Raw genomic sequence first — 25523 nt, forward strand, 5'->3', positions numbered from 1 at the left:
CGGGTTCCACTGCCTGACGTGCCTGGTGGCTAACGTGCCGTGTAGCCCAGACCGTCGACCCCGTTCGACGCCGTGAGCGTCATCTCCGTCCCGTCGACGACATAGGTGGTCTCACCCGAGAGGACCGCGAGGACGTGGTTTTCGATCTCGGTGAGTTCGGGGTCGGTGCACGCGGCGCGGGTGGTCGCCAGCGGACCGAACGTCAGGGTGCCGTCGCCCACCTGGGCGGTTCCGGTGAAACGGTTGCATCCGGTGCTGCCCGAGACCTGCCCGTCCTCGGCGACCGTCAGGGTCGGAGCGGCGTTCTCGAGCGCGACCGACGACATGACCGCGTCGGCGGTGCGCACGGTTGTGACGGCCCATTCGGTTCCGGTGATCGGCCGATCGGGGTCGACGACCTTCTTGTCGGTCAGAAAGACTGTGGTCTCACCGCCGGTGAGCGTGAGATCGTCGCCGTCGAGGCTCCACTCGGGAGACCCGGAGAAGAGGGAACTCAACCATCCGTCGACGGCGTCGAGAGGGGGCGGGCACGCCATCATCGTGCTGGCGAGATTCGGCGCGATCAGGGTGCCGTCGGTGAGGTCGACCGACCCGACGAAGCGGTTGCAGCCCGCGGTTGCGGCGATGTGTCCGGGCTCCGGGAACTCCATGATGAGGGGCCCGCCGCCGGGAATCGCCTGACCGATCACCTCCGTCGACACGAACGTGCGGCCGGTGAGATCGTCTGCCGATCCGGAGTCGGATACCTCGGAAGCATCGGTGCTGCATGCAGAGACGGCAACCGCTACGGAGAACAGGGCCAGGACGCCGAGGATACGAGTCATCCGCTCACGTTACGTGGAGTAACCCGTATTCGGGGCGCTGTGGCCGGTGACGACACGATGGGCGAGGTCGGCCCAGTTGTCGGCGAGTTGTTTCAGTGGATAGCCGAGCTCGTGCCACTGGTACAGGATCAGGCCGGGGTCGAGCGATGCCAGCAGTGAGTGGGCGAGCAGTCGGGAGTGGTTGCCCATCCCGGTCGCGCGCAGCAGTATCTCGAGATGGATGAGCGAGACCTGCCGGGGAGCGTTGCCGTGGCGAGTCTCGGCGGAGCTCTCCGCTGCGCGGAGCAGTTCGCCCTGGACTTCGACGAGTTCGATGCGTGCCCGGCCGAATGCGATCAACCGCGCGATCGGCTCGGCGTCGGGCCCGAGCGGGGGAGGGCCGTACATGCAGGCATGCTGGAACGCGGACTCGCTGTGATCGAGGAGAGCGGCCATGAGCCCCGCGCGTGAGCCGAACCGGCGGAACACCGTGCCCTTACCGACGCCGGCGCGGGCTGCGACGGCGTCCATGGTCACCGCGTCGGGTCCGCGCTCGGCGACGAGGAGCGCCGCGGCGTCGAGGAGCCGTTGCCGGTTGCGCGCGGCATCACCTCGTTCCACGCTCTCGCCGACGATAGGGATGGGAGTGTTCACAAGGTCACACTTTAACGGACGGGGAATTGAAGTGGACTGCGGTCCGTTTATGCTCGTGTAGTTGCTTCGACCCGGACTTCCCGTCCCCAGACCTCAAGGATTCGAACATGGCCCAGACCCGAGTTCTCGCCCTCGTCGGCAGCCTGCGCTCCGCCGCCATCACTCGTCAGCTCGCGGAGACCGCAGTGGAGGTGTCGCCCAGCGAAGTGGAGGTCATCGTGTACGAGGGGCTCGCAGACATTCCGTTCTACAACGAAGATCTCGACAGCGAGACCGTTCCGGCCGCCGCTGCTGCACTGCGGGACGCGGCCGCAGACTCCGACGCGTTCCTGCTCGTCACGCCGGAGTACAACGGCACCATCTCCGCTGTCCTGAAGAACGCCATCGACTGGCTCTCCCGCCCGTACGGCGTGGGCGCGATGACGGGCAAGCCGGTTGCCGTCGTCAGCCAGTCGCCGAGCCGGAACGCAGGCAAGTGGGCTCTCGAAGACACGGTGAAGGCCGCCGGTATCGCCGGCGGCAAGGTCATCGAGGGTGGGTCGCTCACCGTCGGAGAGACCTTCGGCAAGTTCGGCGAGGCCCACGCCAAGGAGCACGCCGAGACTGCGGGACAGATCTCTGCCGTCGTGACCGCTCTCGCCGATGCGAAGGCAGCTCTCGCCAGCGCCTGATCGCGACTGTCACGTGCGAACGGGGCCGGAAACCGCTGAGGTTTCCGGCCCCGTCGCGTGCGCGATGTCGGAGACGTTCACGCACGGATATGTGCGGGATCAGCCGAGCGCGTCGAGGATGCGATCGACGACGTTGTTCGCGCTGTAGAAGTCGAGGCGGAAGCTGTCGTAACCCAGCGCGTAGACCGAGTCGTCCTGGACGGACTTCGTGTTTGCCAGTGTCGGGTCGGCCTTCAATCGGTCGGCGTCCTCCGGCAGGGCGTTGATGATGAAAGTGGTTCCCCCGGTGAGCGCCAGCGACAGGTTCTCGGTTGCCACGGCGATGATGTCCGAGCGTCCGGCAGCGGCCGCTCCTGCATTCTCGGGAACGGACGTGACCGTGAAGCCCAGCCGGGTGGCGAGTCGCCCCTGAGCGGACTCGTCGGTGAAGATCCGGGAATCCTCGGGCGAATTGTAGGTGAGGATGCTCACCGTGTCGTCCTCCGCGAGAACAGGGGAAATCGCGTTCTTCGCATCGTCGACCTTGTTGTCGAATTCCTCGAGCAGTTCGGTCGCCCGTTCCTCTGCACCGACCGCCTCGGCCATCTGTGTGGTCAGGTCCTGCCACGACTTGTCCGAGTAGTCGTAGACGAGGGTCGGTGCGATCTGGGAGAGGAGTTCGACCTGATCGAGCGTGGAATCGGCATCACTGGACGAGACGACGATGAGATCCGGCGTCGCGGCGGTGATCGCCTCGAGATTCGGCTCGCCCTGGTAGAGGACTTCGACATCACGCTCGGCTGCCACGTCGGCCCACTGTGTGAACAGGCCGTCCTCGTCGGTCACGGTGCTCGGCGGCTGTGCCGCGGTGCCGTACAGCGGCGCATCGAGGGCGAGCAGGGTGCCGGTGAGAGTCACACTCGTCGACACGATCCGTTCGGGCTGAGAGTCGAGGGTTACCGGGCCGTCGGCCGTCTCCACGGTGCGCGGCCATTCCCCGCTCGACGCGTCGGATTCGGAGGCAGTCGTCGGCGCGTCGTCACTCGACCCGGTGTCGGACGAGCACGCGGTCATGGTGACTCCGAGGGCCAGGGCGCCGACGGCTGCCATCAGGCGCACGCCCCGGGGGCGACGACGAAGCAATGTAGTGGACAAGATCTTCCTCCTGCATAGTGCTGCCGAAACGGCATCATCGAGCGATCCTACGGTTAGGGCAGCATGCCCTAAGTTCGAGGTGGATGTCGCGGCTCGGCTTCGGCGATTCCGCCGGAGGACGATTGGATCGACCCGCCAACGGGAATGCCCAGGACACAGGCCACCGTTCGGAGGTCCACCCATGGCAACGGAAAACGCGTCGACCTCTGTCGTGAACGAATACGAGCGCGACATAGTGCTCCACGTCGATGGTGCTCGACGCCGGGTCACGGTCGATGTACGCACCACCGTTCTCGACGCCCTACGCGACCGCCTCGACATCACTGTCCCGAAGAAAGGATGTGATCACGGCCAGTGCGGGTCGTGCACCGTGTTGCTCGATGGCCGTCGTGTCGTGACATGCCTCGCGCTTGCAGTCTCGTACGACGGGGCGCATATCGTCACCGCCGACGGACTGTCGTCGGACGGCGAGATGCATCCACTCCAGCAGCAGTTCATCGATGACGATGCGTTCCAGTGCGGATACTGCACACCGGGGCAGATCTGTTCTGCGGTGGGCATGCTCGACGAGGTTGCACAGGGAGACCCCAGCTACGTCACCGACGATCTCGATTCGGCCGTTGCTCTCGACGGTGACGAGATCCGCGAACGCATGAGCGGCAATCTGTGCCGCTGCGCCGCATACCCGAACATCGTGGCGGCGATCTCCGCCGTCGCAAACGGCGGCAGATCTGCTCCGACCGGAGGGGTCGGCCGATGAAACCGTTGCGATACGAGAGGGCGCCGGATCCGGCAACTGCGGTCGCGCTCGTCCACGACAATCCCGACGCGGCATTCCTTGCCGGCGGCACCAATCTCGTCGACAATCTGAAGCTCGGAGTCGAGACCCCGGACCTGCTGGTCGACATCTCGCACTTGCCGCTCGACGACATCGTCGACGCCGCGGACGGCGGTGTCAGGATCGGTGCCAACGTGCGCAACAGTGACCTTGCCGCGCGCCCGGTTGTGCGCCGGCGCTATCCGATGCTGTCCCGTGCGTTGCTGTCGGGCGCGTCGGCGCAACTGCGGAATTCGGCAACCACCGGCGGGAACCTCTTGCAGCGCACCCGCTGTGTGTACTTCCGCGACGTATCGACCCCGTGCAACAAGCGCGAGCCCGGCAGTGGGTGCTCAGCGCTCGAGGGCTATACCCGGTATCACGCGCTGTTCGGTGCGTCCGAGGGATGCGTCGCGACCCACCCTTCCGATATGGCGGTCGCCATGCTCGCGCTCGATGCGGAAGCGGTGATTCTCGGATCGGAAGGTGAACGAACGGTCCCGCTCGAGGAGTTGTACCGCTTGCCCGGGGACACACCCGAACTCGACACCACTCTTGCGCGCGACGACCTCGTCGTCGGCGTACACATTCCTGCCCCGCAGGGGAGTGTCTCGACCTATCGCAAGGTTCGAGATCGCGCCGCGTTCGCGTTCGCCCTGGTATCGGTGGCGGCGGAACTGACTGTGACCGACGGCGCGATCAGCGGTTGCCGACTTGCGTTCGGTGGGGTGGCTCACCGGCCGTGGCGTGCGCACCGAGCAGAGGAGGCGCTGCTCGGGCATTCCCCGGGCTATTCGGTGTTCGCCGCGGCAGCGGACGCCGAACTTGCCGTTGCACGACCGCTCGAGGGCAACGCATTCAAGGTGGCGCTGCTGCGACGCACCGTCGTCGCGGTTCTGCGGGATCTCGCCGACCGCGTTCCTCGAGAGGAGTCCGTATGAGTCGTAACGAAAGCCGCGCGATCGGTATGTCCACCGCCCGGGTGGACGGACCGAGAAAGGTGACCGGCACCGCGCCGTACGCGTACGAGCATCGCGTCGCGGATCCTGCGTATCTCGTTCCCGCGACCGCAACGATCGCACGCGGCCGGGTTCGGGCGGTCGACACGGTAGCGGCACTGGCCGTCCCCGGTGTGCTCGAGGTACTCACTCCCTTCGACGCTCCGCGTCTGACAGCGGAGGCGGAGGGAGAGTATGTGGTCCTTCAGAGTCCGGATGTCGCGTATCGGGGGCAGATGGTCGCCGCGGTGATCGCGGAGACGCCCGAGGTGGCCCGGCAGGCGTGCGATCTGCTGACCATCGACTACGACCAGCAGCCGCACGACGTCGGTTTCCGGCACGATCACCCTTCGATGTATGCACCGGTGAAGGCCAATGGCGGCTACCCGGCCGACAGCGAGCGTGGCGAGGTCGACGCTGCCGTCGCCGCTGCTGATGTGCTGGTGGACGAGTGGTACTCCACTCCCGAAGAGCACAACAACCCGCTCGAACCGCACACCGTGGTGGCACTGTGGGAACACGACGAGTTGACGCTCTACGACTCGACTCAGCATCCACACGGTGTGGTCGAGGCGCTCGCGCCGGTCCTCGGGATCGACCCCTCGAAGATCCGCGTGATCTGCCCGTACATCGGCGGAGGATTCGGCTCCAAGGGCGCGCCTCATGCGCACGACGTGCTCGCCGCCATGGCTGCCCGGGCGCTACCCGGACGCGCGGTGAAGTTCGCCGTCTCGCGGCAGGACATGTTCGGCTACGTCGGCTATCGCGCGCCGACGGCGTCGCATGTACGCATCGCCGCCGACCGCAACGGGACCATCACGGGACTGATCCACGAGGCATACACGCAGTCGTCGCACGTCTCGGAGTTCGTCGAGCAGGCCGCGGTGTCGTCCCGAAACCTGTATCGGGTACCGAACCTGAGATCTACACACCGCGTGGTGGCCTTGGACGTACCTGCGCCGTTCTGGATGCGCGCGCCAGGAGAAGCTCCCGGCATGTACGCCGGAGAAGTTGCGATGGACGAACTCGCGGAGGCCTGCGGGATCGATCCGATCGAACTGCGGATTCGCAACGAACCCGACGTGGACCCGGAGTCGGGGAAGCCGTGGTCGTCCCGGAAGTTGGTCGAATGCCTCCGTGAAGGTGCACGACGGTTCGGCTGGGATGCGCACGATCGCACGCCGGGGCTCCGGCGTCACGGTCGGTGGCTGATCGGGACGGGCGTCGCGGTCGCCACCTATCCGCACATGGTGAACCCCGGCTCCGAAGCGACGATCCGGCATGAGGGAGCGGGCCGGTTCGCCGTGCAGATCGGTGCCGCCGACCTGGGGACAGGAGCATGGACTGCCCTGACCCTCATCGCCGCGGATGCTCTCGGGTGCGGCGTCGACGATGTGCGCGTAGAGATCGGCGACAGCGCGCTGCCCACTGCCACGGTCGCCGGTGGCTCGTCGGGCACCTCGTCGTGGGGCACTGCGATCGTCGCTGCGGCGGTGGAGTTCCGGAAACGATTCGGCGACGCCCCCGAGGCAGGTGCCGAAGTGTCGGCGGCCGCCGGGGAGAATCGAGAGCTCGAGCATTTCCGCGCGCAGTCGTACGGTGCACATTTCGCGGAGGTCCGGGTCGATTCCGATACCGGTGAGATCAGGGTGCCCAGAATGCTGGGGATCTTCTCCGTGGGGCGAGTGATCAATCCACGCACCGCCCGTTCACAATTCATCGGGGGGATGTGCTTCGGGATCTCCATGGCGCTGTTCGAGGAGAGCATTCGGGACGGCCGTTTCGGTCATGTCGTGAATCACGATCTGGCCGAGTATCACGTGCCCACGCACGCGGACATCGGCAATGTCGATGCAGGGTGGCTCGACGAGGAGGATCTGCGGGCCACGCCGACAGGATCACGGGGCGTGGGTGAGATCGGCACCGTCGGAAGCGCGGCGGCCGTTGTCAACGCGTTGTGGCACGCGACTGGAGTGCGGGTGAGGGATCTGCCGGTGCGCCTGGAGGACGTGTCCGGCGCGCTGCCCTGACTGCGATGGTGACGCGACCCACCGGACTTGTCGGTGGGTCGCGTCACACTGTGTGGAACCGCGCCCGGAACGCGGCCCCCGACACGCCGCAGAAGAGCCCGATCTGCAGCGCGAAAGTGAGGCGACCTGGGAATATCAAGAATGTAAGTCACAACATCCTGGGTTCTATGTATCCGTCGGGCACAAGGTGTAGTGTCTAGACCGTTGGAAGCCCATACGGCAGGGATCTCTCGGGGAAGTGAGATCGGGTCGGGTTCGATGGGCATTCGAGCATCGCGCAGCAGTCAGTCGTCCGGCCTGTCACGGCCGTGTTGAAGAGGGGAACCCCATGAACATCACCGTCTACACCAAGCCTGCCTGCGTCCAGTGCAACGCCACCTATCGGGCCCTCGACAAGGCCGGAATCGAGTACTCGATCGTCGACATCTCCGAGGATCCCGAAGCCCGCGACTACGTCATGGCTCTGGGCTACCTCCAGGCGCCCGTCGTCGTGGCAGGCGAGGATCACTGGTCGGGTTTCCGTCCCGATCGCATCAAGGCTCTCGCGGTCGCAGCCTGATCCCACTCGGATCGCTGTAGCAGTACGGCATCGTACGACGGGCCGGCCTTCGTAATCGACCGAAAAGTTGGTGAATACCGATGACCTCGCAGGGGTCTACCCGGGGGACGTCTCTGGTGTACTTCTCGAGCGCATCCGAGAACACCCACAGATTCGTGCAGAAACTCGAGATTCCGGCCGCCCGGATCCCGCTGCACGACCGTGAGGGCGCGTTCGAGGTCCGAGATCCGTACGTGTTGATCCTGCCCACCTATGGAGGCGGGACCACCGTCACCGGCCGCGACACGAATTTCGTGCCCAAGCAGGTGATCCGCTTCTTGAACAACGAGCACAACCGTAGCCTGATCCGCGGTGTGATCGCAGCGGGAAACACCAACTTCGGTGAATCGTTCTGTTTCGCGGGCGACATCGTTTCGCGAAAGTGCAAGGTGCCGTATCTGTATCGGTTCGAACTGATGGGCACGGCCGACGACGTCGAGCGTGTCCGGGATGGTCTCGCGCAGTTCTGGGGGCAGAGCCTCCGGACGGGCCTCCAGACGGCATAACGCACAGGCGGGTCTCGGCCCGCAGTTCTCCAGGACCGCGCGCCCGCCGGCAGCGCGGCTGATTTCATACCTTCCGATATGTAGGGGCAGCACTGTGACCATTACCGATCCCGCTCGGACCACGAGCGCAGCGGCAGACGAGTCGCTCGACTACCACGCACTCAACGCGATGTTGAACCTGTACGGCCCGAACGGCGAGATCCAGTTCGACAAGGACGTGGCCGCCGCGCGCCAGTACTTCCTGCAGCATGTCAATCAGAACACCGTGTTCTTCCACAACATCGACGAGAAGCTCGACTACCTCGTCGAAGAGAAGTACTACGAGCCGGAGGTTCTGGACAAGTACTCTCGTGAGTTCGTCAAATCGCTGTTCCAGCAGGCATATTCGAAGAAGTTCCGGTTCCCGACGTTCCTCGGTGCGTTCAAGTACTACACCTCGTACACCCTCAAGACGTTCGACGGCAAGCGCTACCTCGAGCGATTCGAGGACCGCGTCTGCATGGTCGCGCTGACCCTGGCCGACGGCGACGAGATTCTTGCCCGGCACCTCGTCGACGAGATCATCTCCGGTCGATTCCAGCCCGCGACCCCCACGTTCCTCAACTCCGGCAAGAAGCAGCGCGGCGAGCCCGTGTCGTGCTTCCTGCTGCGCATCGAGGACAACATGGAGTCGATCGGTCGCTCGATCAACTCGGCACTGCAGCTGTCGAAGCGCGGTGGTGGAGTTGCACTGCTGCTCACCAATATTCGTGAGCACGGTGCCCCGATCAAGAAGATCGAGAACCAGTCCTCGGGCGTCATCCCGATCATGAAGCTGCTCGAGGATTCGTTCTCGTACGCCAACCAGCTCGGCGCACGTCAGGGTGCCGGTGCGGTGTATCTGCACGCCCATCACCCCGACATCTACCGCTTCCTCGACACCAAGCGTGAGAACGCCGACGAGAAGATCCGCATCAAGACGCTTTCTCTCGGCGTCGTGATCCCCGACATCACCTTCGAGTTGGCGAAGAAGAACGAGGACATGTACCTCTTCTCGCCGTACGACGTCGAGCGTGTCTACGGGAAGCCGTTCGCCGATATCGACGTGACCGAGAAGTACTACGAGATGGTCGACGACAAGCGCATCCACAAGTCGAAGATCAAGGCCCGCGAGTTCTTCCAGACGGTCGCAGAACTGCAGTTCGAATCCGGCTACCCGTATGTGATGTTCGAGGACACTGTCAACCGGGCGAATCCCATCGCGGGCAAGATCACCCACTCGAACCTGTGCTCCGAGATCCTTCAGGTCTCCACGCCGTCGGAGTTCAACGACGACCTGTCCTACAGCCACGTGGGCAAGGACATCTCGTGCAACCTGGGCTCGCTCAACATCGCGAAGGCCATGGATTCGCCGGACTTCGCCCAGACCATCGATGTCGCGATCCGCGGCCTGACCGCGGTCTCCGATCAGACGAGCATCGCGTCGGTGCCATCGATCGAGAAGGGCAACAACGAGTCCCACGCCATCGGCCTCGGACAGATGAACCTGCACGGGTATCTGGCCCGCGAGCACATCTACTACGGCTCGGCCGAAGGAATCGACTTCACGAACATCTACTTCTACACGGTGCTGTTCCACGCGCTGCGCGCGTCGAACCGGATCGCCATCGAGCGCGGCACCCACTTCAAGGGGTTCCCGGAGTCGAAGTACGCGTCGGGTGAGTTCTTCGACAAATACACCGAGCAGGCGTGGGAGCCGGAAACGGACCGTGTGCGCGCCTTGTTCTCCGACGCCGGCGTTGCCATCCCCACTCAGAGTGACTGGCGCGAGCTGAAGGCGTCCGTGCAGGAGCACGGCATCTACAACCAGAACCTGCAGGCCGTCCCGCCGACCGGGTCGATCTCGTACATCAACAACTCCACCAGCTCCATTCATCCGGTGGCGTCGAAGGTCGAGATTCGCAAGGAAGGCAAGATCGGCCGCGTCTACTACCCTGCGCCGTACCTGACCAACGACAACCTGGACTACTACCAGGACGCGTACGAGATCGGGTACGAGAAGATCATCGACACCTACGCGGCGGCCACGCAGCACGTCGATCAAGGACTGTCGCTGACGTTGTTCTTCAAGGACACCGTCTCCACTCGTGATGTCAACAAGGCGCAGATCTACGCGTGGCGCAAGGGAATCAAGACGCTGTACTACATCCGCCTGCGGCAGATGGCCCTCGAAGGCACCGAGGTGGAGAATTGCGTCTCCTGCATGCTCTGACCCACCACGTCCCCCGGCAGCTCTCGTCCCACGAAGACATTCAGGTAGGTAACCGATGACCTCTGTATCGCACTCGCCCGCAGACGGGGCGCGGATCAAACTGATCGACCGCGTGTCGGCGATCAACTGGAACCGCGTCCCCGACGACAAGGACGCCGAGGTGTGGGATCGCCTCACCGGCAACTTCTGGCTGCCCGAGAAGGTGCCGGTTTCCAACGACATCCCGTCGTGGGGCACGCTCACCGAATACGAGCAGCAGCTCACCATGCGGGTGTTCACCGGTCTGACCCTGCTCGACACGATCCAGGGCACCGTCGGTGCCGTCTCGCTGATCCCCGACGCGGTCACGCCGCACGAGGAAGCGGTGCTGACGAACATTGCGTTCATGGAGTCGGTGCACGCCAAGAGCTATTCGCAGATCTTCTCGACGCTCTGCTCCACCCGGCAGATCGACGATGCGTTCCGGTGGTCGGAGGAGAACGAGAATCTGCAGCGCAAGGCGCAGATCATTCTGGACTACTACCAGGGCGACGATCCGCTCAAGCGCAAGGCCGCCTCGACGCTGCTCGAGTCGTTCCTGTTCTACTCGGGCTTCTACCTGCCGATGTACTGGTCGTCGCGGGCGAAGCTCACCAACACCGCCGACGTCATCCGCTTGATCATCCGCGACGAGGCAGTGCACGGCTATTACATCGGCTACAAATACCAGAAGGGCCTCGAGAAGGTTTCCCAGGCCGAGCGGGACGAACTCAAAGAATGGGTCTTCGACCTGCTGCTCGAGTTGTACGACAACGAGGCCCATTACACCTCGGACCTGTACGACGAAGCGGGGCTGACCGAGGACGTCAAGAAGTTCCTCCGCTACAACGCCAACAAGGCGCTGATGAATCTCGGCTACGAGGCGCTGTTCCCGAAGGACGAGACCGACGTCAATCCGGCGATCCTGTCGGCACTGTCGCCCAACGCCGACGAGAACCACGACTTCTTCTCGGGATCGGGAAGCTCGTACGTGATCGGCAAGGCTGTCGTCACCGAAGACGACGACTGGGATTTCTGATTCCCGTGTAGAAGCTCCACATACGGACATGCACCCCCCTTCCTGGAAGCGCGGGGTGCATGTCCGTATCGGTTGCAGTCGTCCCGAGCGTTGTCAGGGGTAGCGGAACCACGCTTCCGTGCGGGCCGCGAGCGCCTTCTCCAGCCGCAGGGCCGACGTTGCAGTGAGAGGGGTCGGTAGGTCGTCGGGTGCGAACCACGCCACCTCGAGATTTTCGTCGTCGGCGACCCGCGCCGCACCCCCGGTCGCGCGCATCACGAAGGACACGTCCAGATACTGCGCGACATCACCGTTGGGATAGGTGATCGGTTGGGTGACATCGACGCTCGTGAGCCGCAGCACCTCGGCGTCGACGCCCGTCTCCTCGGCAACCTCGCGTACCGCGGCGACCGCCGGTTCCTCACCTGGCTCGAGAATGCCCGACACCACCGCCCACTTGCCGTTGTCGGCGCGGCGGGTGAGCAGGACCCGACCGTCGTCGTCGAGGACGATCGCACTCACCCCCGACAACCACAGCGGGTCGTGTCCGACGTGAGCGCGGAGCTTGGAGACGAAATCCGGTATGGGCATGAGTCCATCCCTACCCGAGGTCAGTACCGGAACGACACCGGAGCGGCGGTCTGCCCCGAATAGGGCAGCAGGATCGTCGGCTGCAGTGGGACGGAGAACCTGGCAGGCACGTTGCTCCACTCGGTGCGTCCACCGTCGGCGGCAGTGTCGAGTCGGGCGAGCGTGATACGGCTCATCGAGTCGGTGCCCACCTGGTCACCGGTCGAGGACTCCGCCGTGAGATAGGTTCCGTCGGCGGTGAACTCGACCCACGGGTTCGCGAGTGCGATCTCGAGCAGATGGAAGCGCGTGAACGACACGACCGTGCCGTGGTATTCGATGCGACCGAGGCCGGTGGCCGGATCGATCCGTGCGTCGGAGAGCTCGAAGGTCATCGTCCCGTCGTCGCGGACCGACGCGCCCTCGCTGCCGACGACCGAGCCCTGCGTGGTTCCCGTGACCAGGTCGCTGTACCCGGGCGCGAAGCCCCACACGAGGTCCCGAGGTGGTGCCACCGGGGCGTTCCGTCCGGGTCCGGGGGAGGGGTCGAAGTTCACCGGTACCGACAGTTCCTGCTCGGCGTTGACCGCATCGGCCGCCCCGAATGTGTAGATGCCGTACCGGGCGTCGTCGGGAACGGTCTCCGGTGCGTCGATGGTGACTGCTGCCGTGAAGGAGCCGTCGTCGGCAAGCGGAACCCACTGTTGCCGCACCGTGCGCCGCAGGTCGAACGGCCGATCCGGAACCTGGTTCAGTGCACGTTCCGACAACACCCACGCATTGGTGGAACGCACCGTGGCGCGACTCTCGGTGGGCGCACCCTCGGACGGTCGCCAATGCTCGGAGAAACCGCCGAACGAGACGAATGTGCCGTGCGGAACACCGGGCGGCACCGGCAGCGGCAGTCCACCGGTGCGGTTGGCCTCGGGGTCGAACCCGGTACCGCGAACGACCACCGTGTCGCCCTCGTGGACGGGAGTGTCGCCGAGCGGGGTCACACCGTCGGCGGCGAACACCTCGATGTCCGCGTGCGCCACGGGCTGGGCAGTGGCCGGCGCGACGGCCAGGGTGCCCAACGTGAGTGCGCCCGCAAGAGCGATCCCGACCCGCCGGGTAGCTGCAGTGATGTCAGTTCGAATAGCCATTGAGTGAGTGCCTCAGATCTGTCAGTACCGCGTGGGCCGCGACCGGGCCGGGCGTGGACCACACCTCGTCCGAGACCGAGAACAACCGGTTGTCGGTGACGGCGCCGAGGTCGAGCCACTCGTCCCGCTTCATGTACTCGGTACCCCGATCGAGGCCGCTCTGTCCCGCGAACCGGACGAAGATCACATCTCCGTCGGCGGCGGCCGGGTCCTCGGTGTCGAGCGGCCGGTACGAACGGCCGTCCTCGACTCCGAACCTCTGCGGGGCAGGACGTTCGGCCCCGACGTCGGCGAGGACTTGACCGGCGAACGAGGCGGTACCGTCGATCGTGGGCCCGTCACCGGTGAACCGCACGAGCGACGCCTGTGTCTGGGACGAGGTGAGCTCGCGTCCGAGTTCACTCGCCGCGACGGAATACTCCTCGAGCGCCCGGCGCGCCGCCTCGGACCGACCCAGGGACTCACCGACACGTTCGAACTGCTGCCGCCAGAACACCTGGTCGCCCCCGACCACCACGGTCGGTGCGACGGACGACAACGATTCGTAGAGGTCGGCGTCCGCCGACGCGCCGACGATGAGGTCCGGTCGGCCCTGCTCGACCGCAGCGAGGTCGGGGGAACCGGGGGGTCCGATCGCGGGGATCTCCGTGACACCGGTGCCGAGGTACTCGGGGCGTTCGTCCGGGGCGATGCCCACGCCGACGACACGTTCCCACAGTCCCAGCGCGCACACGGCGTCGAGCGAGGCGATGTCGAGGACGACGATCCGCTGCGGATCGTTCGGGACCTCGGACACGCCGGCCGTATGAATGACGCCGTGCGTGCCACCGGCGGGCAGACCGGGATCGGTGGCACTCGGCAGGGCACACGCCGATGTCGTGTCGCGTTCGATGCCGACCACCGCTGCTCCGGCGATGCGGGTGGTGGTGCGCACGATCTCGGAGGCAGGGTCGTCGGTAGGCGCAGAGCAGCCGGCGAGAGTGAGGGCGGCCGTGGCGGCAGCGAGAGCGGCAATGCGGACACGGTGCGCGGGCAATTCCACCACTTCCTGTAGAGGGGACGAATCATGCTATCGCCTGTGCAGATCGGCTCCGGCGATCCTGCCACAGCGGGCCGAGTGGAAAGGGGGCCTCTGCGCGGTGGATCCGGTGCGCGGTGATGTGCGTCACTCGGGGCTCCGTGACATGCGGAGGGGTGATGCGCTCATGCACGGATTGCCGGTTCAGCGGTAGTGTGACGCCCGAGTACGACAGCGAGTAGGACCCGGTTAACGAGTGGTGGGCGCACGGTCTACGATTCGATGAGCGCAAGCCAGAGAGACCGTTCGCCTCCAGCCCGAGTCGAGCGCGCATTCAGGAGGATTAGTGACTGCCGTAGCGCCCCAGCCAGTCCCAGAGATAGCTGCAGCAAGGCCATACCCGCCGCGGCAGGGACCCAAGGGTTCGTTCATCTACAAGATGATCACCACCACAGATCCGAAGGATCTGGGGATCATGTACTTGATCACCTCGGTCTCGTTCTTCCTCATCGGTGGCCTGATGGCCCTGCTGATGCGCACCGAACTCGCAGTCCCGGGCCTGCAGTTCCTGTCGAACGAGCAGTTCAACCAGCTGTTCACCATGCACGGCACCATCATGCTGCTGATGTACGCGACCCCGGTCGTGTTCGCATTCGCGAACTACATCCTGCCGCTGCAGATCGGCGCACCCGACGTGGCGTTCCCGCGACTGAATGCGTTCAGCTACTGGCTGTACCTGTTCGGCGCGACGATCGTGATGCTCGGTTTCGTCACCCCCGGCGGTGCTGCCGACTTCGGCTGGACGGCATACACGCCGCTCACCAGTGAGCTGCACTCCCCGGGCGTCGGCGCAGACTTCTGGATCCTGGGCCTCGGCGTCATGGGTCTGGGCACCATCCTCGGTGGCGTCAACTTCATCACCACCGTCGTCTGCCTGCGTGCCCCCGGCATGACGATGTTCCGGATGCCGATCTTCACCTGGAACATCCTGATCACCAGCATCCTGATCCTGCTGGTCTTCCCGCTGCTGACCGCCGCGTTCTTCGGTCTGTTCGTCGATCGCCACCTCGGTGGCCACATCTACGACCCGGCCACCGGTGGTGTGCTCCTGTGGCAGCACTTGTTCTGGTTCTTCGGCCACCCCGAGGTCTACGTCATCGCATTGCCGTTCTTCGGCATCGTGTCGGAGATCTTCCCGGTCTTCAGCCGTAAGCCGATCTTCGGCTACACCGGCCTCGTCTACGCGACGATCGCCATCGCGGCCCTGTCGATCGCAGTGTGGGCGCACCACATGTACGCCACCGGCGCTGTGCTGCTTCCGTACTTCTCGTTCATGACGTTCCTTATCGCGGTGCCGACGGGCGTGAAGTTCTTCAACTGGATCGGCACCATGTGGCGAGGCCAGATCACGTTCGAGACGCCGATGCTGTTCTCGGTGGGCTTCCTGATCACCTTCCTCTTCGGCGGTCTGTCCGGCGTCATCCTCGCGAGCCCGCCGCTGGACTTCCACCTTCACGACACCTACTTCGTCGTCGCGCACTTCCACTACGTCGTGTTCGGCACCGTCGTGTTCGCCACTTACGCCGGCATCTACTTCTGGTTCCCGAAGATGACGGGCCGGATGATGGACGAGCGTCTCGGCAAATGGCACTTCTGGCTGACGTTCGTCGGCTTCCACCTGACGTTCCTGGTGCAGCACTGGCTCGGTAACGAGGGCATGCCGCGTCGCTACGCGGACTACCTTCCGACCGACGGGTTCACCTACCTGAACATCGTGTCGACGATCGGTGCCTTCATCCTCGGCGCCTCGACGCTGCCGTTCATGTGGAACGTCTTCAAGAGCTACCGCTACGGTCAGGTCGTCACGGTGGACGATCCGTGGGGTTACGGCAACTCGCTCGAGTGGGCCACCACGTGTCCGCCGCCGCGTCACAACTTCACGGAGCTGCCGCGAATCCGGTCGGAGCGGCCCGCATTCGAGCTGCACTACCCGCACATGGTGGAGCGGATGCGCGCCGAGGCGCATGTCGGACCGGGCAGCCACAAGCACAACGTGAACGTGCTCGAGGGTGCAGACCGTACTCCCGGCGACCACCCGCGCGCCGGTGAAGGCTAGACGCCCGCGCAACTGAAGCACTGACGAAGGCCCCACTCGTGACCACGGGTGGGGCCTTCGTCGGTCGGGTTCCGAACCCGGTTCCCGGCGCGACCCCCGCACGTCAGGGGCACGCGCGACTGCAACAATGGATACGCACGTGCCTCGACCGTGCACGATTCGACTGACGAAGATCGGAGACGTAGTGGCGTCTGAGACCACGGTGCTTGTGACGGTGACCGGCCCGGATCACCCCGGTGTGACCTCGGTGCTGTTCGCCGCGTTGAGCCGCCACGACGTCGACCTGCTCGACGTCGAACAGGTCGTCATCAAGAACAGGCTCACCCTCGGCGTCGTGGTGGTGTGCCCCGGCGACCCGGAAGCCATGCAGGACGAAGTCGAGGCCGCGATGGCAACCATCGGCATGTACGCCGACGTCGAGGTCGGTGCCCGCCCCGAGAACGGCCGCGAGGTCTCCACCCACGCAGTCGTTGTGCTCGGCAGCCCCGTCAGCGCCCGCGCCATGCGCTCCGTCGGCCGCACCCTCGCGTCGCTCGGTGCCAACATCGACTCGATCCGCGGCATCGCCGACTACCCCCTCACCGGACTCGAGTTGATGGTCACCGCCACCGACCAGAGCACCGACGCCGACGCGGCACTGCGCAAGGCGCTCGCTGAGCTCGCGGCGGGACTCGACATCGACATCGCCGTCGAACGCGGTGGCCTCGCGCGTCGCTCGAAGCGCCTGATCGTGTTCGACGTCGACTCGACCCTCGTCCAGGGCGAGGTCATCGAGATGCTCGCCGCACATGCGGGTGTCGAAGACAAGGTCCGCGCCGTCACCGAAGCAGCGATGCGCGGCGAAATCGATTTCACCGAATCGCTCGAGCAGCGGGTGGCGACCCTCGAAGGTCTGCCCGCCAGTGTGATCGACGAGGTCGCCGACCAGATCGAACTGACGCCGGGCGCCCGCACCACGATCCGGACGTTGCGTCGTCTCGGATTCCGCTGCGGCGTCGTCTCGGGTGGATTCCGTCAGGTCATCGAAGGCCTCGCACACGATCTCGAACTCGACTTCGTGCGCGCCAACACCCTCGAGATCGTCGATGGCAAGCTCACCGGCAAGGTCGTCGGAGAAGTCGTGGACCGCGCCGCGAAAGCACGGGCCCTCCGCGAATTCGCCGACGACGCAGGCGTCCCCATCGAACAGACGGTGGCGGTGGGCGACGGAGCCAACGACATCGACATGCTCAGCGCGGCCGGTCTCGGCATCGCGTTCAACGCGAAGCCCGCGTTGCGCGAGGTCGCCGACACCGCGCTGTCGTACCCCTACCTCGACGCCGTGCTGTTCGTACTCGGTGTGACCCGCGAGGAAATCGAAGCCGCCGACCGCGGAGACGGAACACTCCGGCGTGTGCCGCTCGAGCACGGTGCCTGAGTCGTATCCGGTCTTCGCCGATCCGGGATTCGAATCCCGGCACGGCGTGCTCGCCCGTGGATACGGACACCGCGAAGACCCGGAGGATCCGTCCGCGGTGCTCGCGATGCCCCTCGTCCTGCACATCCCCAAGGGCGAGCCTCCCGCCCGCAGTGCGTTGCTCGAGGCGGCAGCCGTCGCGACGGTGGCACTGTGCCTGGACCCCCGGGTCGGTACGGGGGAGGACGGCGAACCCGGAGTGTGGCGGGACGCGTTCCTCTCGTGGAACGACGCCCGGATCCGCAAGGTGAGCCGTCGTGCCCGCGGGGCACACTGGCGTGCCGCGCAGGACATCGACGGCGTGACGGTCGACCGTGGTGGCGCGCAGGCCCGTGCGTTCGTGCCGGGCCCTGTCGGCGGACTCGATCCGCGTATCGCGCGGCTGCAGATCGGCGGCACGGACCTTCCGGACGACGACCCGGGCGAGATTCCGGACGGTGTGCCGGTCCTGTGGGTGAATGCGGCACTGGGGATGACCGTCGGAAAGGCCGCCGCGCAGGTCGGCCACGCCTCGATGCTGCTGGCGGGCGCGCTCGACGCCGACTCGGCGCGGGCGTGGGCGGCGACAGGTTTTCGGTGTGCGGTCCGGGACGCAGGCCGGGACCGGTGGAGCGGACTCCTCGCGCGAGTCGGAGACGGCACCGCAGTCCCGGTGCGCGACGCCGGATTCACCGAGGTCGAGCCCGGCTCGGTGACCGTGATCGCAACAGCGTCCTGACACCGTGTTCGTCCTGACACCGTGGGTCTCGCAACCGCGGCTCTCAGTTCGCGGTCCGGAAAACCAACACGGTCGGGCCGGTCAGCGAGAACGACGAGCCCACGCGGTAGACCGCGGAATCGACCGGCCGACCGCCCCGAGCGGAAGAATCGAACACGCACCGGATGTCGCCGTGATACCACTCGGGGCCCGCCAATGTCACCGCTGTCGCGTCACCGGCGTGCAGGACGAACAGTCCGCTGCTGTCGGGTAACGGAATTCCCGCCGGCGTCACCGTGCCCAGTTCCGAGCCGTCCAGCCACGCCTGCAGCGTGTGGCGGCCGTCGTCGTGCCAGTCCGAATCCTGCAGTTCGATGCCCTCGCTTCCGAACCACACCAGATCGGGATAGCCGACGGTGCGGGCCCTGCCTTCGAAGAATCTGCGTTGCCGGAGTACCGGTACCTTCCGCCGCAGTTCCAAGAGGGAACGGACGAACTCGATGTGCTGATGGTCGGCATGCTCCCAGTCGAGGGGCCACGCCTCGGACACCGGTGTCCCGGCGGGAACGCAGTACGCGTTGTTGTTGCCGCCCTGGGAATGTCCGAACTCGTCGCCGGCGAGCAGCATCGGAGTGCCGGTCGAGAGCAACAGCGTGGCAAGCAGCGCGCGGACATGGCGGGCGCGCGCAGCGATGATGGCGGGGTCGTCGGTCGGCCCCTCGACGCCGTGATTCACCGACTCGTTGTGGTCGGACCCGTCCCGGCCCTCCTCACCGTTCGCATCGTTGTGTTTGTGGGAGAACGAGACGGCGTCGGCGACGGTGAACCCATCGTGCGCGGTGACGTAGTTGACGGACATCCACGGTTGGCGTTCGTGGCGCCGGTACAGGTCCTCCGACCCGGTCAGGCGCGACGCGATCTCACGCACCCCGGAGTTGCGCGCCCAGAAGCGTCGCGTGGCGTCACGGTAGCGGTCGTTCCATTCCGACCACTGCACCCCGAACCGGCCGAGTTGGTAGCCTTCCGCCGTCGCGTCCCAGGGTTCGGCGATGAGTTTGCATTCGGTGAGCACGGGGTCGGTGGTGATGGCGGTGAACAGCGCGGCGCGCGCATCGAAGGCGCCGCCGCCGGGGCGGCCGAGGGCGCTGGCGAGGTCGAACCGGAACCCGTCGACACCCATCTGTGTCGTCCAGTAACGCAAGCTGTCGCACACCATCCGTACCGCGATCGGTGAGGTGCTGTCGACGGTGTTTCCGCACCCGGTCAGGTCGATGTCGTGGCCGTCGTCGTCCAGAAGGTAGTAGCCGGGAGCGTCGAGCCCGCGCCACGACAGGCTCGGTCCCGCGACCGACCACTCACACGTGTGGTTGAACACGACGTCGAGGATCACCTCGATCCCCGCGTCGTGGAGTGCCGCGACCATCGTGCGGAACTCTGCGATCTCGTTGCCGGGTGTCGCGGCATAGCCGGGGTGCGGCGCGAAGAACGACGCGGTCGAGTACCCCCAGTGGTTGCGCATTCCCCGCGACCGCACCGGAGGTTCGGTCACGAATGCATGCACCGGAAGGAGTTCCACCGCGGTGACGCCGAGGTGCACGAGGTGGCTGATCACCGCCGGGTGGGCCAGTCCGAGATAGGTACCACGAAGGGCAGTCGGCACGCCGGGGTGCGTGGCGGTGAACGATCCGACGTGCAGTTCGTAGATGACGGTGTTCTCCCATGGGGTACGCGGTTTCCGGTGCCGCGTCGCGTCGAACGGGGTGCCGGCAGTGACGACGGACAGAGGCGTGTACCCGAGCGAATCGACCGTGGACATGGAGCCGAAAGGATCGTCGTCGTATGCGAGCAGCCGGGCGGCGTCGGCAGAGCTGGTCCGAAGATCGGTTCCCATCACCTGCCGCCCCCATGGATCGAGCAGGATCTTGTGCGGATTGGTACGCAGACCGTCGCGGGGACGCCACGGCCCGTACGCGCGATAGCCGTATCGCCGGCCGGGACCGACATCGGGAACGGTGCCGTGCCAGATACCGAATGTGCGGTCGGGCAGATCGACGCGGTCTTCATGACCGTCCTCGTCGATCAGACACACCTGCAGACGATCGCATTGCGGAGCGTGGACAGCGAAGCGGGTACCGGACGAAGTAGGCGTGGCACCGAGAGGGAACGGCGACCGATCGGGCTCGGCCGCGTGGTCGGTGGTGTGTACACGAGTGGATGACGACACGAAAGAGATCCTGCCGTGTCCCGAGTCCGGGCGTGAGCGAAGATGGACGGCGTGGCACAACCTGATCCCGATCTGCTCATCGAATTCGAAGACGTTGTGGTGCGGCGAGGCGGAAATGTCCTCGTCGGGCCCGTGACCTGGAAGGTGGAACTCGACGAGCGTTGGGTGGTGCTCGGTCCGAACGGCGCGGGTAAGACATCGTTGCTGCGTGTCGCGGCTGCCGAGGACTTCCCGACGTCCGGCACCGCGCATGTGCTGGCCGAGACTTTCGGCCGCACAGACCTGTCCGAGCTACGACCTCGCATCGGACTGTCATCGTCCGCGCTCGCCAACCGCGTCCCCCGAGACGAGAAGGTCGTCGATCTGGTGATCTCCGCCGGGTACGGCGTGCTCGGCCGGTGGCGGGAGCAATACGACGCCGTCGACAACGCCCGCGCGGTGGAGATGCTCGAGGGTCTCGGCGCCGAGCACCTGGCCGAGCGCACCTACGGAACGCTCTCCGAAGGGGAGCGCAAGCGGGTGCTGATCGCCCGCGCCCTCATGACCGACCCCGAGTTGCTGCTCCTCGACGAACCGGCCGCGGGCCTGGACCTCGGTGGGCGTGAAGAGCTGGTGGCACGACTCGCGACACTCGCCGCCGACCCCGATGCTCCGGCGACGGTCCTGATCACCCACCATGTCGAAGAGATCCCGCCGGGATTCACCCACGCGATGCTCCTCAAAGAGGGCGGGGTCGTCGCGCAGGGACTGATCGAGGATGTGATCACGGCGGAGAACCTCAGCGCGGCATTCAGTCAGTCGATCACTCTGGACAAGGTCGACGACCGCTTCTTCGCCCGCCGCACCAGTGAGCCGGGGCGGCACCGCCGCGGGTGAGACCCGGACGGTTCGGGCCGGCCTGGTCAACTACGCTCGGAGCATGGTTGACGAACGCTCGGCAAGTGCCTTCGATCCCGCGTCCGTGCCGGTCAAGGACGCCTCCACTGTCATGCTCGTCCGGGACTCGGTGCGGGGGATCGAAGTCTTCCTCCTCCGACGTGTCGTGGGGATGGACTTCGCGGGTGGCATGACCGTGTTCCCGGGCGGCGGGGTCGACCGCAGCGACAGCGAAGCATCGCTGCGGTGGACCGGGCGGGACGTCGAGTGGTGGGCGAAGCGCTTCGATGTCACGCCGGCCCGGGCGCAGGCACTTGTGCTGGCCGCGGTGCGCGAGACATTCGAAGAGTGCGGTGTCCTGCTCGCGGGCCGAGACCCCGATTCGGTGCTCGCCGACACCGCACCGCACGCGCAGGCGCGCCGGCAACTCGAGGACCGTGAGCTGTCGTTCAGCGATTTCCTCACCCGTGAAGGACTCGTTCTGCGCGCTGACCTGTTGCGCCCGTGGGCGCGGTGGATCACTCCGCTCGGGGAGCGGCGACGCTACGACACGCACTTCTTCGTGGCTGCCGCCCCGGAAGGGCAGAACGCGGACGGCGCGACCAGCGAGGCCGAACAGGTGCTCTGGCAGACCCCGGCGGAAGCCCTCGCGCACTGGAAGTCCGGTCGGTCGGTGCTGCTTCCTCCCACGTGGGCTCAGCTCACCGATCTGTCGAAATACGCGACGGTCGCCGAGATCCTGGCGGGCGACCCGGAGATCCCCACCATCGCGCCCATCATGAGCAGGACCGACACCGGGATCCATATCGCGTTCGACGGCGACGAGGGCTACTACGAGGACGGCGGCCCGCACCCCTGGGCGAATCGCGACGACATCTGACTCGGCTCGCCGAGACTGCCTCGGCCTTGTCGAGACGGCGCACCCGGGGACCTCTAGGCTGAGGCCATGGCTGAATTCGTGACACTCGAGGTTTCCGACGGCATCGGCACGATCCGGCTGGACCGTCCTCCGATGAATGCCCTCAACCGGCAGGTTCAGGAGGAGATCCGGGACGCCGCGCGTGAAGCCACCGTGCGCGACGACGTCAAGGCTGTGATCGTGTACGGCGGTGAGAAGGTCTTCGCCGCCGGCGCCGACATCAAGGAAATGGCCGACCTGAACTTCGTGCAGATGAGCAAGATCGTCGACGACCTGCAGTCGGCCCTCGGTTCGGTTGCCGACATCCCGAAGCCCACGGTCGCAGCGCTCACCGGGTATGCACTCGGTGGCGGCCTCGAGCTTGCACTCGGCGCCGATCGCCGTATCGCAGGCGACAACGTCAAGGTCGGTACCCCCGAAGTGCTGCTCGGAATCATCCCCGGCGGCGGCGGAACCCAGCGTCTGGCACGTCTCGTCGGGCCTTCGAAGGCCAAGGACATCGTCTTCACCGGTCGCTTCGTCGGCGCCGACGAAGCCCTTGCGATCGGGCTCGTCGACGAGGTGGTCGCCCCCGACGCCGTGTACGACGCCGCACGCACGTGGGCCTCGCAGTTCGCCACGGGCGCGAGCCGTGCGCTCGCAGCAGCGAAGGCCGCGATCGACCAGGGACTCGATACCGATCTCGACACCGGCCTGAAGATCGAGCAACATGTGTTCGCCGGGTTGTTCGCCACCGAGGACCGTACGATCGGCATGCAGTCGTTCATCGAGAACGGGCCGGGCAAGGCCGAATTCCTGGGAAAATAGTCGTCGGGACGGGACACTTGTCGAGTGCTTACTGCCGGGTAGGATCTGCGTCATGACTGCAAGCAGGACCGACGGGACCGACCCCGCGCCGAACCCGCACGCCACCGCCGAACAGGTTGCGGCTGCTCTCGAGGACTCCAAGCTCGCCCAGGTGCTCTACCACGACTGGGAAGCCGAGACCTACGACGAGAAGTGGTCGATCTCCTACGACGAACGCTGTATCGACTACGCACGCGGTCGCTTCGACCTCGCCGCCGGTGAGCAGCAGCTGCCGTACGAGCGCGCCCTCGAACTCGGGTGTGGCACGGGATTTTTCCTGCTCAACCTGATGCAGGGTGGAGTCGCGTCGAGTGGGTCGGTCACCGATCTGTCGCCCGGCATGGTCAAGGTTGCACTGCGCAACGCGGAGCACCTCGGCCTGGACGTCGACGGCCGGGTCGCCGACGCCGAAACCATCCCTTACGAGGACGACACCTTCGACCTCGTCGTCGGGCACGCGGTGCTGCACCACATTCCCGACGTCGAGCAGTCGCTGCGGGAGGTGCTGCGCGTGCTCAAGCCGGGCGGGCGTTTCGTCTTCGCGGGTGAGCCGAGCACCGTCGGCAACTTCTACGCGCGCTGGCTCGGTCGCGCCACGTGGGAGGCGACCACCACCGTCACCAAGCTGCCGTTCCTGAGCGACTGGCGTCGCCCGCAGACCGAACTCGACGAGTCCTCACGCGCTGCGGCGCTCGAAGCGGTCGTCGACCTGCACACCTTCGATCCCGCAGACCTCGAGAAGCTCGCCGCGTCGGCGGGCGCAGTCGAGGTCAAGGCGTCGAGCGAAGAGTTCGCCGCTGCGTTGCTCGGGTGGCCGGTCCGTACGTTCGAGGCCGCGGTGCCCGAGGAGAAGCTGGGCTGGAACTGGGCGAGGTTCGCGTTCGGTGGCTGGAAGACGCTGAGCTGGGTCGACGAGAACGTGCTCAAGCATGTCGTGCCGCGCAGCTTCTTCTACAACGTGATGATCACCGGCGTGAAGCCCGGCAAGTAGTTGGGCTACGAGTTCACGCTCGCCGACGTGGGGTATCTTGCGTCGGATCCGGGCGTCGCAGCGTTGGCCGCTGTCGACGGCCGCGAACTGTCGACGCGTACGCACCTCTCCGATATCGGTTGGGCGCGTACGCGTTTCGGTGACCGTGCGGCATCGCTCGTCGAGACTGTGCTGGCGCGTCGCAAGGCCGCAGCCAAGCTCGCGGGCGCCGGAGGATGGTTGCTGACCGACGACGCGGTGCAGCAGGCGACTCCCTCCCCGGTCGCCGCTCATCGGGCGCACCGGCTCGCGGGTCGGCAGGTCCACGACGTGACCTGTTCGGTGGGCGCCGAGCTGGCCGCATTGGTCGATGTGGCCACCACCGTGGTGGGAAGCGACCTCGACGAGGTGCGCCTCGCGATGGCGGTCCACAACGTTCCCGCCGCCCACGTGGTGCGAGCCGACGCATTGCGGCCGGTGACACGCGGAACCACCGTGATCGCCGATCCGGCGCGACGCTCCGGCGGCCGGCGCACTCACGATCCGGCCGCACTGCAGCCGCCGCTGCCCGACCTCCTCGCCGTCTACTCCGGCCGCGATCTGGCTGTGAAGTGCGCTCCGGGCCTCGACTTCGACAAGCTCGGCTGGGACGGCGAGGTCGAGATCGTCTCGCTCGACTCGGGTGTGCGGGAGGCCTGTCTCTATTCACCCGGCCTGAGCGAACCAGGGATCCGCCGTCGCGCCACAGTCCTGAGGTCGGGTGGGACGGCCGTCGAGGTCACCGACGCGATGGACGACGACATCCCGGAGCAGGCGCCGGGGGAGTGGATCATCGACCCGGACGGCGCGATCGTACGCGCGGGCCTTGTCCGGCACTATGCGGCCGCACACGGACTGTGGCAACTCGACCCGCGCATCGCCTATCTCACCGGCGACGCACTTCCCGACGGCGTGCGCGGTTTCCGGATCCTCGAACAGCTGAAGTATTCGGAGAAGAATCTGCGGCAGATTCTGACCCGCCTCGAGTGCGGTTCGGCGGAGATCCTCGTGCGCGGGGTCGACGTCGACCCCGCGCAGCTACGTCCCCGATTGAAGCTGCGCGGCAACCGCGCGCTGAGCGTGGTGCTCACCCGCGTCGGCCGCACACCTGTGGCGTTCGTGTGTGAAGCGAGCCGCTGACAGGCGTAC

At 66.0% G+C, this 25523-nt stretch carries 23 protein-coding genes; 16 read left to right on the top strand and 7 right to left on the bottom strand.

Annotation, left to right across the window (positions count from 1 at the left end):
* Positions 1 to 29: 29 nt before the first annotated feature.
* Positions 30 to 824, bottom strand: a complete 795-nt coding sequence (locus ACFWB0_RS13525) for an META domain-containing protein (protein WP_378490957.1) — start codon at positions 822 to 824, stop codon at positions 30 to 32.
* Between the two features lie 9 nt (positions 825 to 833).
* Complete coding sequence (locus tag ACFWB0_RS13530; RefSeq protein WP_378490958.1) at positions 834 to 1457, bottom strand: TetR/AcrR family transcriptional regulator; 624 nt, start codon at positions 1455 to 1457, stop codon at positions 834 to 836.
* 107 nt (positions 1458 to 1564) lie between these two features.
* Between ACFWB0_RS13530 and ACFWB0_RS13535 the strand changes: the two genes are divergently transcribed.
* Positions 1565 to 2128 (top strand): NAD(P)H-dependent oxidoreductase, encoded by a 564-nt coding sequence (locus ACFWB0_RS13535; protein ID WP_378490959.1) that lies wholly within the window; start codon positions 1565 to 1567, stop codon positions 2126 to 2128.
* Positions 2129 to 2227: 99 nt separating this feature from the next.
* Here the strand turns inward: ACFWB0_RS13535 and fepB are convergent, their stop codons facing one another.
* A complete protein-coding gene (fepB, locus tag ACFWB0_RS13540; protein ID WP_378490960.1) occupies positions 2228 to 3262 on the bottom strand; it encodes a Fe2+-enterobactin ABC transporter substrate-binding protein in 1035 nt (344 codons plus the stop codon).
* A gap of 181 nt (positions 3263 to 3443) precedes the next feature.
* Here fepB and ACFWB0_RS13545 point away from each other — a divergent pair, with 181 nt between their 5' ends.
* The 7 genes from ACFWB0_RS13545 (at position 3444) to nrdF (ending at position 11519) form a co-directional block, all read left to right on the top strand.
* On the top strand, positions 3444 to 4022 hold the full coding sequence (locus ACFWB0_RS13545; RefSeq protein WP_378490961.1) for a 2Fe-2S iron-sulfur cluster-binding protein: 579 nt from the start codon (positions 3444 to 3446) through the stop codon (positions 4020 to 4022).
* Complete coding sequence (locus ACFWB0_RS13550) at positions 4019 to 5020, top strand: FAD binding domain-containing protein (RefSeq protein ID WP_378490962.1); 1002 nt, start codon at positions 4019 to 4021, stop codon at positions 5018 to 5020. Before ACFWB0_RS13545 ends, ACFWB0_RS13550 begins: the two co-directional genes overlap by 4 nt.
* Complete coding sequence (locus ACFWB0_RS13555; protein WP_378490963.1) at positions 5017 to 7107, top strand: xanthine dehydrogenase family protein molybdopterin-binding subunit; 2091 nt, start codon at positions 5017 to 5019, stop codon at positions 7105 to 7107. Before ACFWB0_RS13550 ends, ACFWB0_RS13555 begins: the two co-directional genes overlap by 4 nt.
* Positions 7108 to 7435: 328 nt before the next feature.
* The gene (locus ACFWB0_RS13560) at positions 7436 to 7666 is read left to right on the top strand and encodes a redoxin NrdH (RefSeq protein WP_378490964.1); all 231 of its coding nucleotides are present in this window, start codon (positions 7436 to 7438) and stop codon (positions 7664 to 7666) included.
* Positions 7667 to 7746: 80 nt separating this feature from the next.
* Positions 7747 to 8211: a class Ib ribonucleoside-diphosphate reductase assembly flavoprotein NrdI gene (gene nrdI / locus ACFWB0_RS13565; RefSeq protein WP_378490965.1), complete on the top strand. Its 465-nt coding sequence runs from the start codon at positions 7747 to 7749 to the stop codon at positions 8209 to 8211.
* Positions 8212 to 8380: 169 nt separating this feature from the next.
* Entirely contained in the window at positions 8381 to 10462 is a 2082-nt protein-coding gene (nrdE, locus tag ACFWB0_RS13570; protein WP_378491012.1) for a class 1b ribonucleoside-diphosphate reductase subunit alpha, read from the top strand.
* A gap of 55 nt (positions 10463 to 10517) precedes the next feature.
* On the top strand, positions 10518 to 11519 hold the full coding sequence (gene nrdF, locus ACFWB0_RS13575; protein ID WP_378490966.1) for a class 1b ribonucleoside-diphosphate reductase subunit beta: 1002 nt from the start codon (positions 10518 to 10520) through the stop codon (positions 11517 to 11519).
* A gap of 93 nt (positions 11520 to 11612) precedes the next feature.
* Here nrdF and ACFWB0_RS13580 read toward each other — a convergent pair whose 3' ends face one another.
* From ACFWB0_RS13580 to ACFWB0_RS13590, 3 genes are read right to left on the bottom strand one after another with little or no spacing between them, the layout of a single operon-like run.
* Positions 11613 to 12089 carry an NUDIX domain-containing protein gene (locus ACFWB0_RS13580; RefSeq protein WP_378490967.1) on the bottom strand — a complete coding sequence of 159 codons (477 nt, stop codon included), beginning with the start codon at positions 12087 to 12089 and terminating at the stop codon, positions 11613 to 11615.
* 20 nt (positions 12090 to 12109) lie between these two features.
* The gene (locus ACFWB0_RS13585; protein WP_378490968.1) at positions 12110 to 13213 is read right to left on the bottom strand and encodes an HtaA domain-containing protein; all 1104 of its coding nucleotides are present in this window, start codon (positions 13211 to 13213) and stop codon (positions 12110 to 12112) included.
* A complete protein-coding gene (locus ACFWB0_RS13590; RefSeq protein ID WP_378490969.1) occupies positions 13197 to 14255 on the bottom strand; it encodes an ABC transporter substrate-binding protein in 1059 nt (352 codons plus the stop codon). Before ACFWB0_RS13590 ends, ACFWB0_RS13585 begins: the two co-directional genes overlap by 17 nt.
* A gap of 322 nt (positions 14256 to 14577) precedes the next feature.
* Between ACFWB0_RS13590 and ctaD the strand changes: the two genes are divergently transcribed.
* From ctaD to ACFWB0_RS13605, 3 genes are all read left to right on the top strand, one after another.
* Positions 14578 to 16347: a cytochrome c oxidase subunit I gene (gene ctaD / locus ACFWB0_RS13595; protein WP_378490970.1), complete on the top strand. Its 1770-nt coding sequence runs from the start codon at positions 14578 to 14580 to the stop codon at positions 16345 to 16347.
* 127 nt (positions 16348 to 16474) lie between these two features.
* The gene (gene serB, locus ACFWB0_RS13600) at positions 16475 to 17764 is read left to right on the top strand and encodes a phosphoserine phosphatase SerB (RefSeq protein ID WP_378490971.1); all 1290 of its coding nucleotides are present in this window, start codon (positions 16475 to 16477) and stop codon (positions 17762 to 17764) included.
* On the top strand, positions 17757 to 18521 hold the full coding sequence (locus ACFWB0_RS13605) for a peptidyl-tRNA hydrolase (RefSeq protein ID WP_378490972.1): 765 nt from the start codon (positions 17757 to 17759) through the stop codon (positions 18519 to 18521). Before serB ends, ACFWB0_RS13605 begins: the two co-directional genes overlap by 8 nt.
* Positions 18522 to 18564: 43 nt before the next feature.
* On the opposite strand, the gene glgX is transcribed toward ACFWB0_RS13605, so the two are convergent.
* Complete coding sequence (glgX, locus tag ACFWB0_RS13610) at positions 18565 to 20724, bottom strand: glycogen debranching protein GlgX (RefSeq protein WP_378490973.1); 2160 nt, start codon at positions 20722 to 20724, stop codon at positions 18565 to 18567.
* Between the two features lie 42 nt (positions 20725 to 20766).
* On the opposite strand from glgX, the gene ACFWB0_RS13615 reads away from it, so the two are divergent.
* From ACFWB0_RS13615 to ACFWB0_RS13635, 5 genes are all read left to right on the top strand, one after another.
* Positions 20767 to 21600 carry an ABC transporter ATP-binding protein gene (locus ACFWB0_RS13615; RefSeq protein ID WP_378490974.1) on the top strand — a complete coding sequence of 278 codons (834 nt, stop codon included), beginning with the start codon at positions 20767 to 20769 and terminating at the stop codon, positions 21598 to 21600.
* A 43-nt stretch (positions 21601 to 21643) separates the two neighbouring features.
* On the top strand, positions 21644 to 22480 hold the full coding sequence (locus ACFWB0_RS13620) for an NUDIX hydrolase (RefSeq protein WP_378490975.1): 837 nt from the start codon (positions 21644 to 21646) through the stop codon (positions 22478 to 22480).
* 66 nt (positions 22481 to 22546) lie between these two features.
* Positions 22547 to 23326 (top strand): enoyl-CoA hydratase-related protein, encoded by a 780-nt coding sequence (locus tag ACFWB0_RS13625; protein ID WP_378490976.1) that lies wholly within the window; start codon positions 22547 to 22549, stop codon positions 23324 to 23326.
* Between the two features lie 52 nt (positions 23327 to 23378).
* Positions 23379 to 24356 carry a class I SAM-dependent methyltransferase gene (locus ACFWB0_RS13630; RefSeq protein ID WP_378490977.1) on the top strand — a complete coding sequence of 326 codons (978 nt, stop codon included), beginning with the start codon at positions 23379 to 23381 and terminating at the stop codon, positions 24354 to 24356.
* A complete protein-coding gene (locus ACFWB0_RS13635) occupies positions 24357 to 25514 on the top strand; it encodes a class I SAM-dependent methyltransferase (protein WP_378490978.1) in 1158 nt (385 codons plus the stop codon). It begins immediately after the preceding gene.
* Positions 25515 to 25523 lie beyond the last annotated feature (9 nt).

Origin of the sequence: Rhodococcus sp. NPDC060086, assembly GCF_042730275.1 — a bacterium.
Taxonomy (GTDB): Bacteria; Actinomycetota; Actinomycetes; order Mycobacteriales; family Mycobacteriaceae; genus Rhodococcus.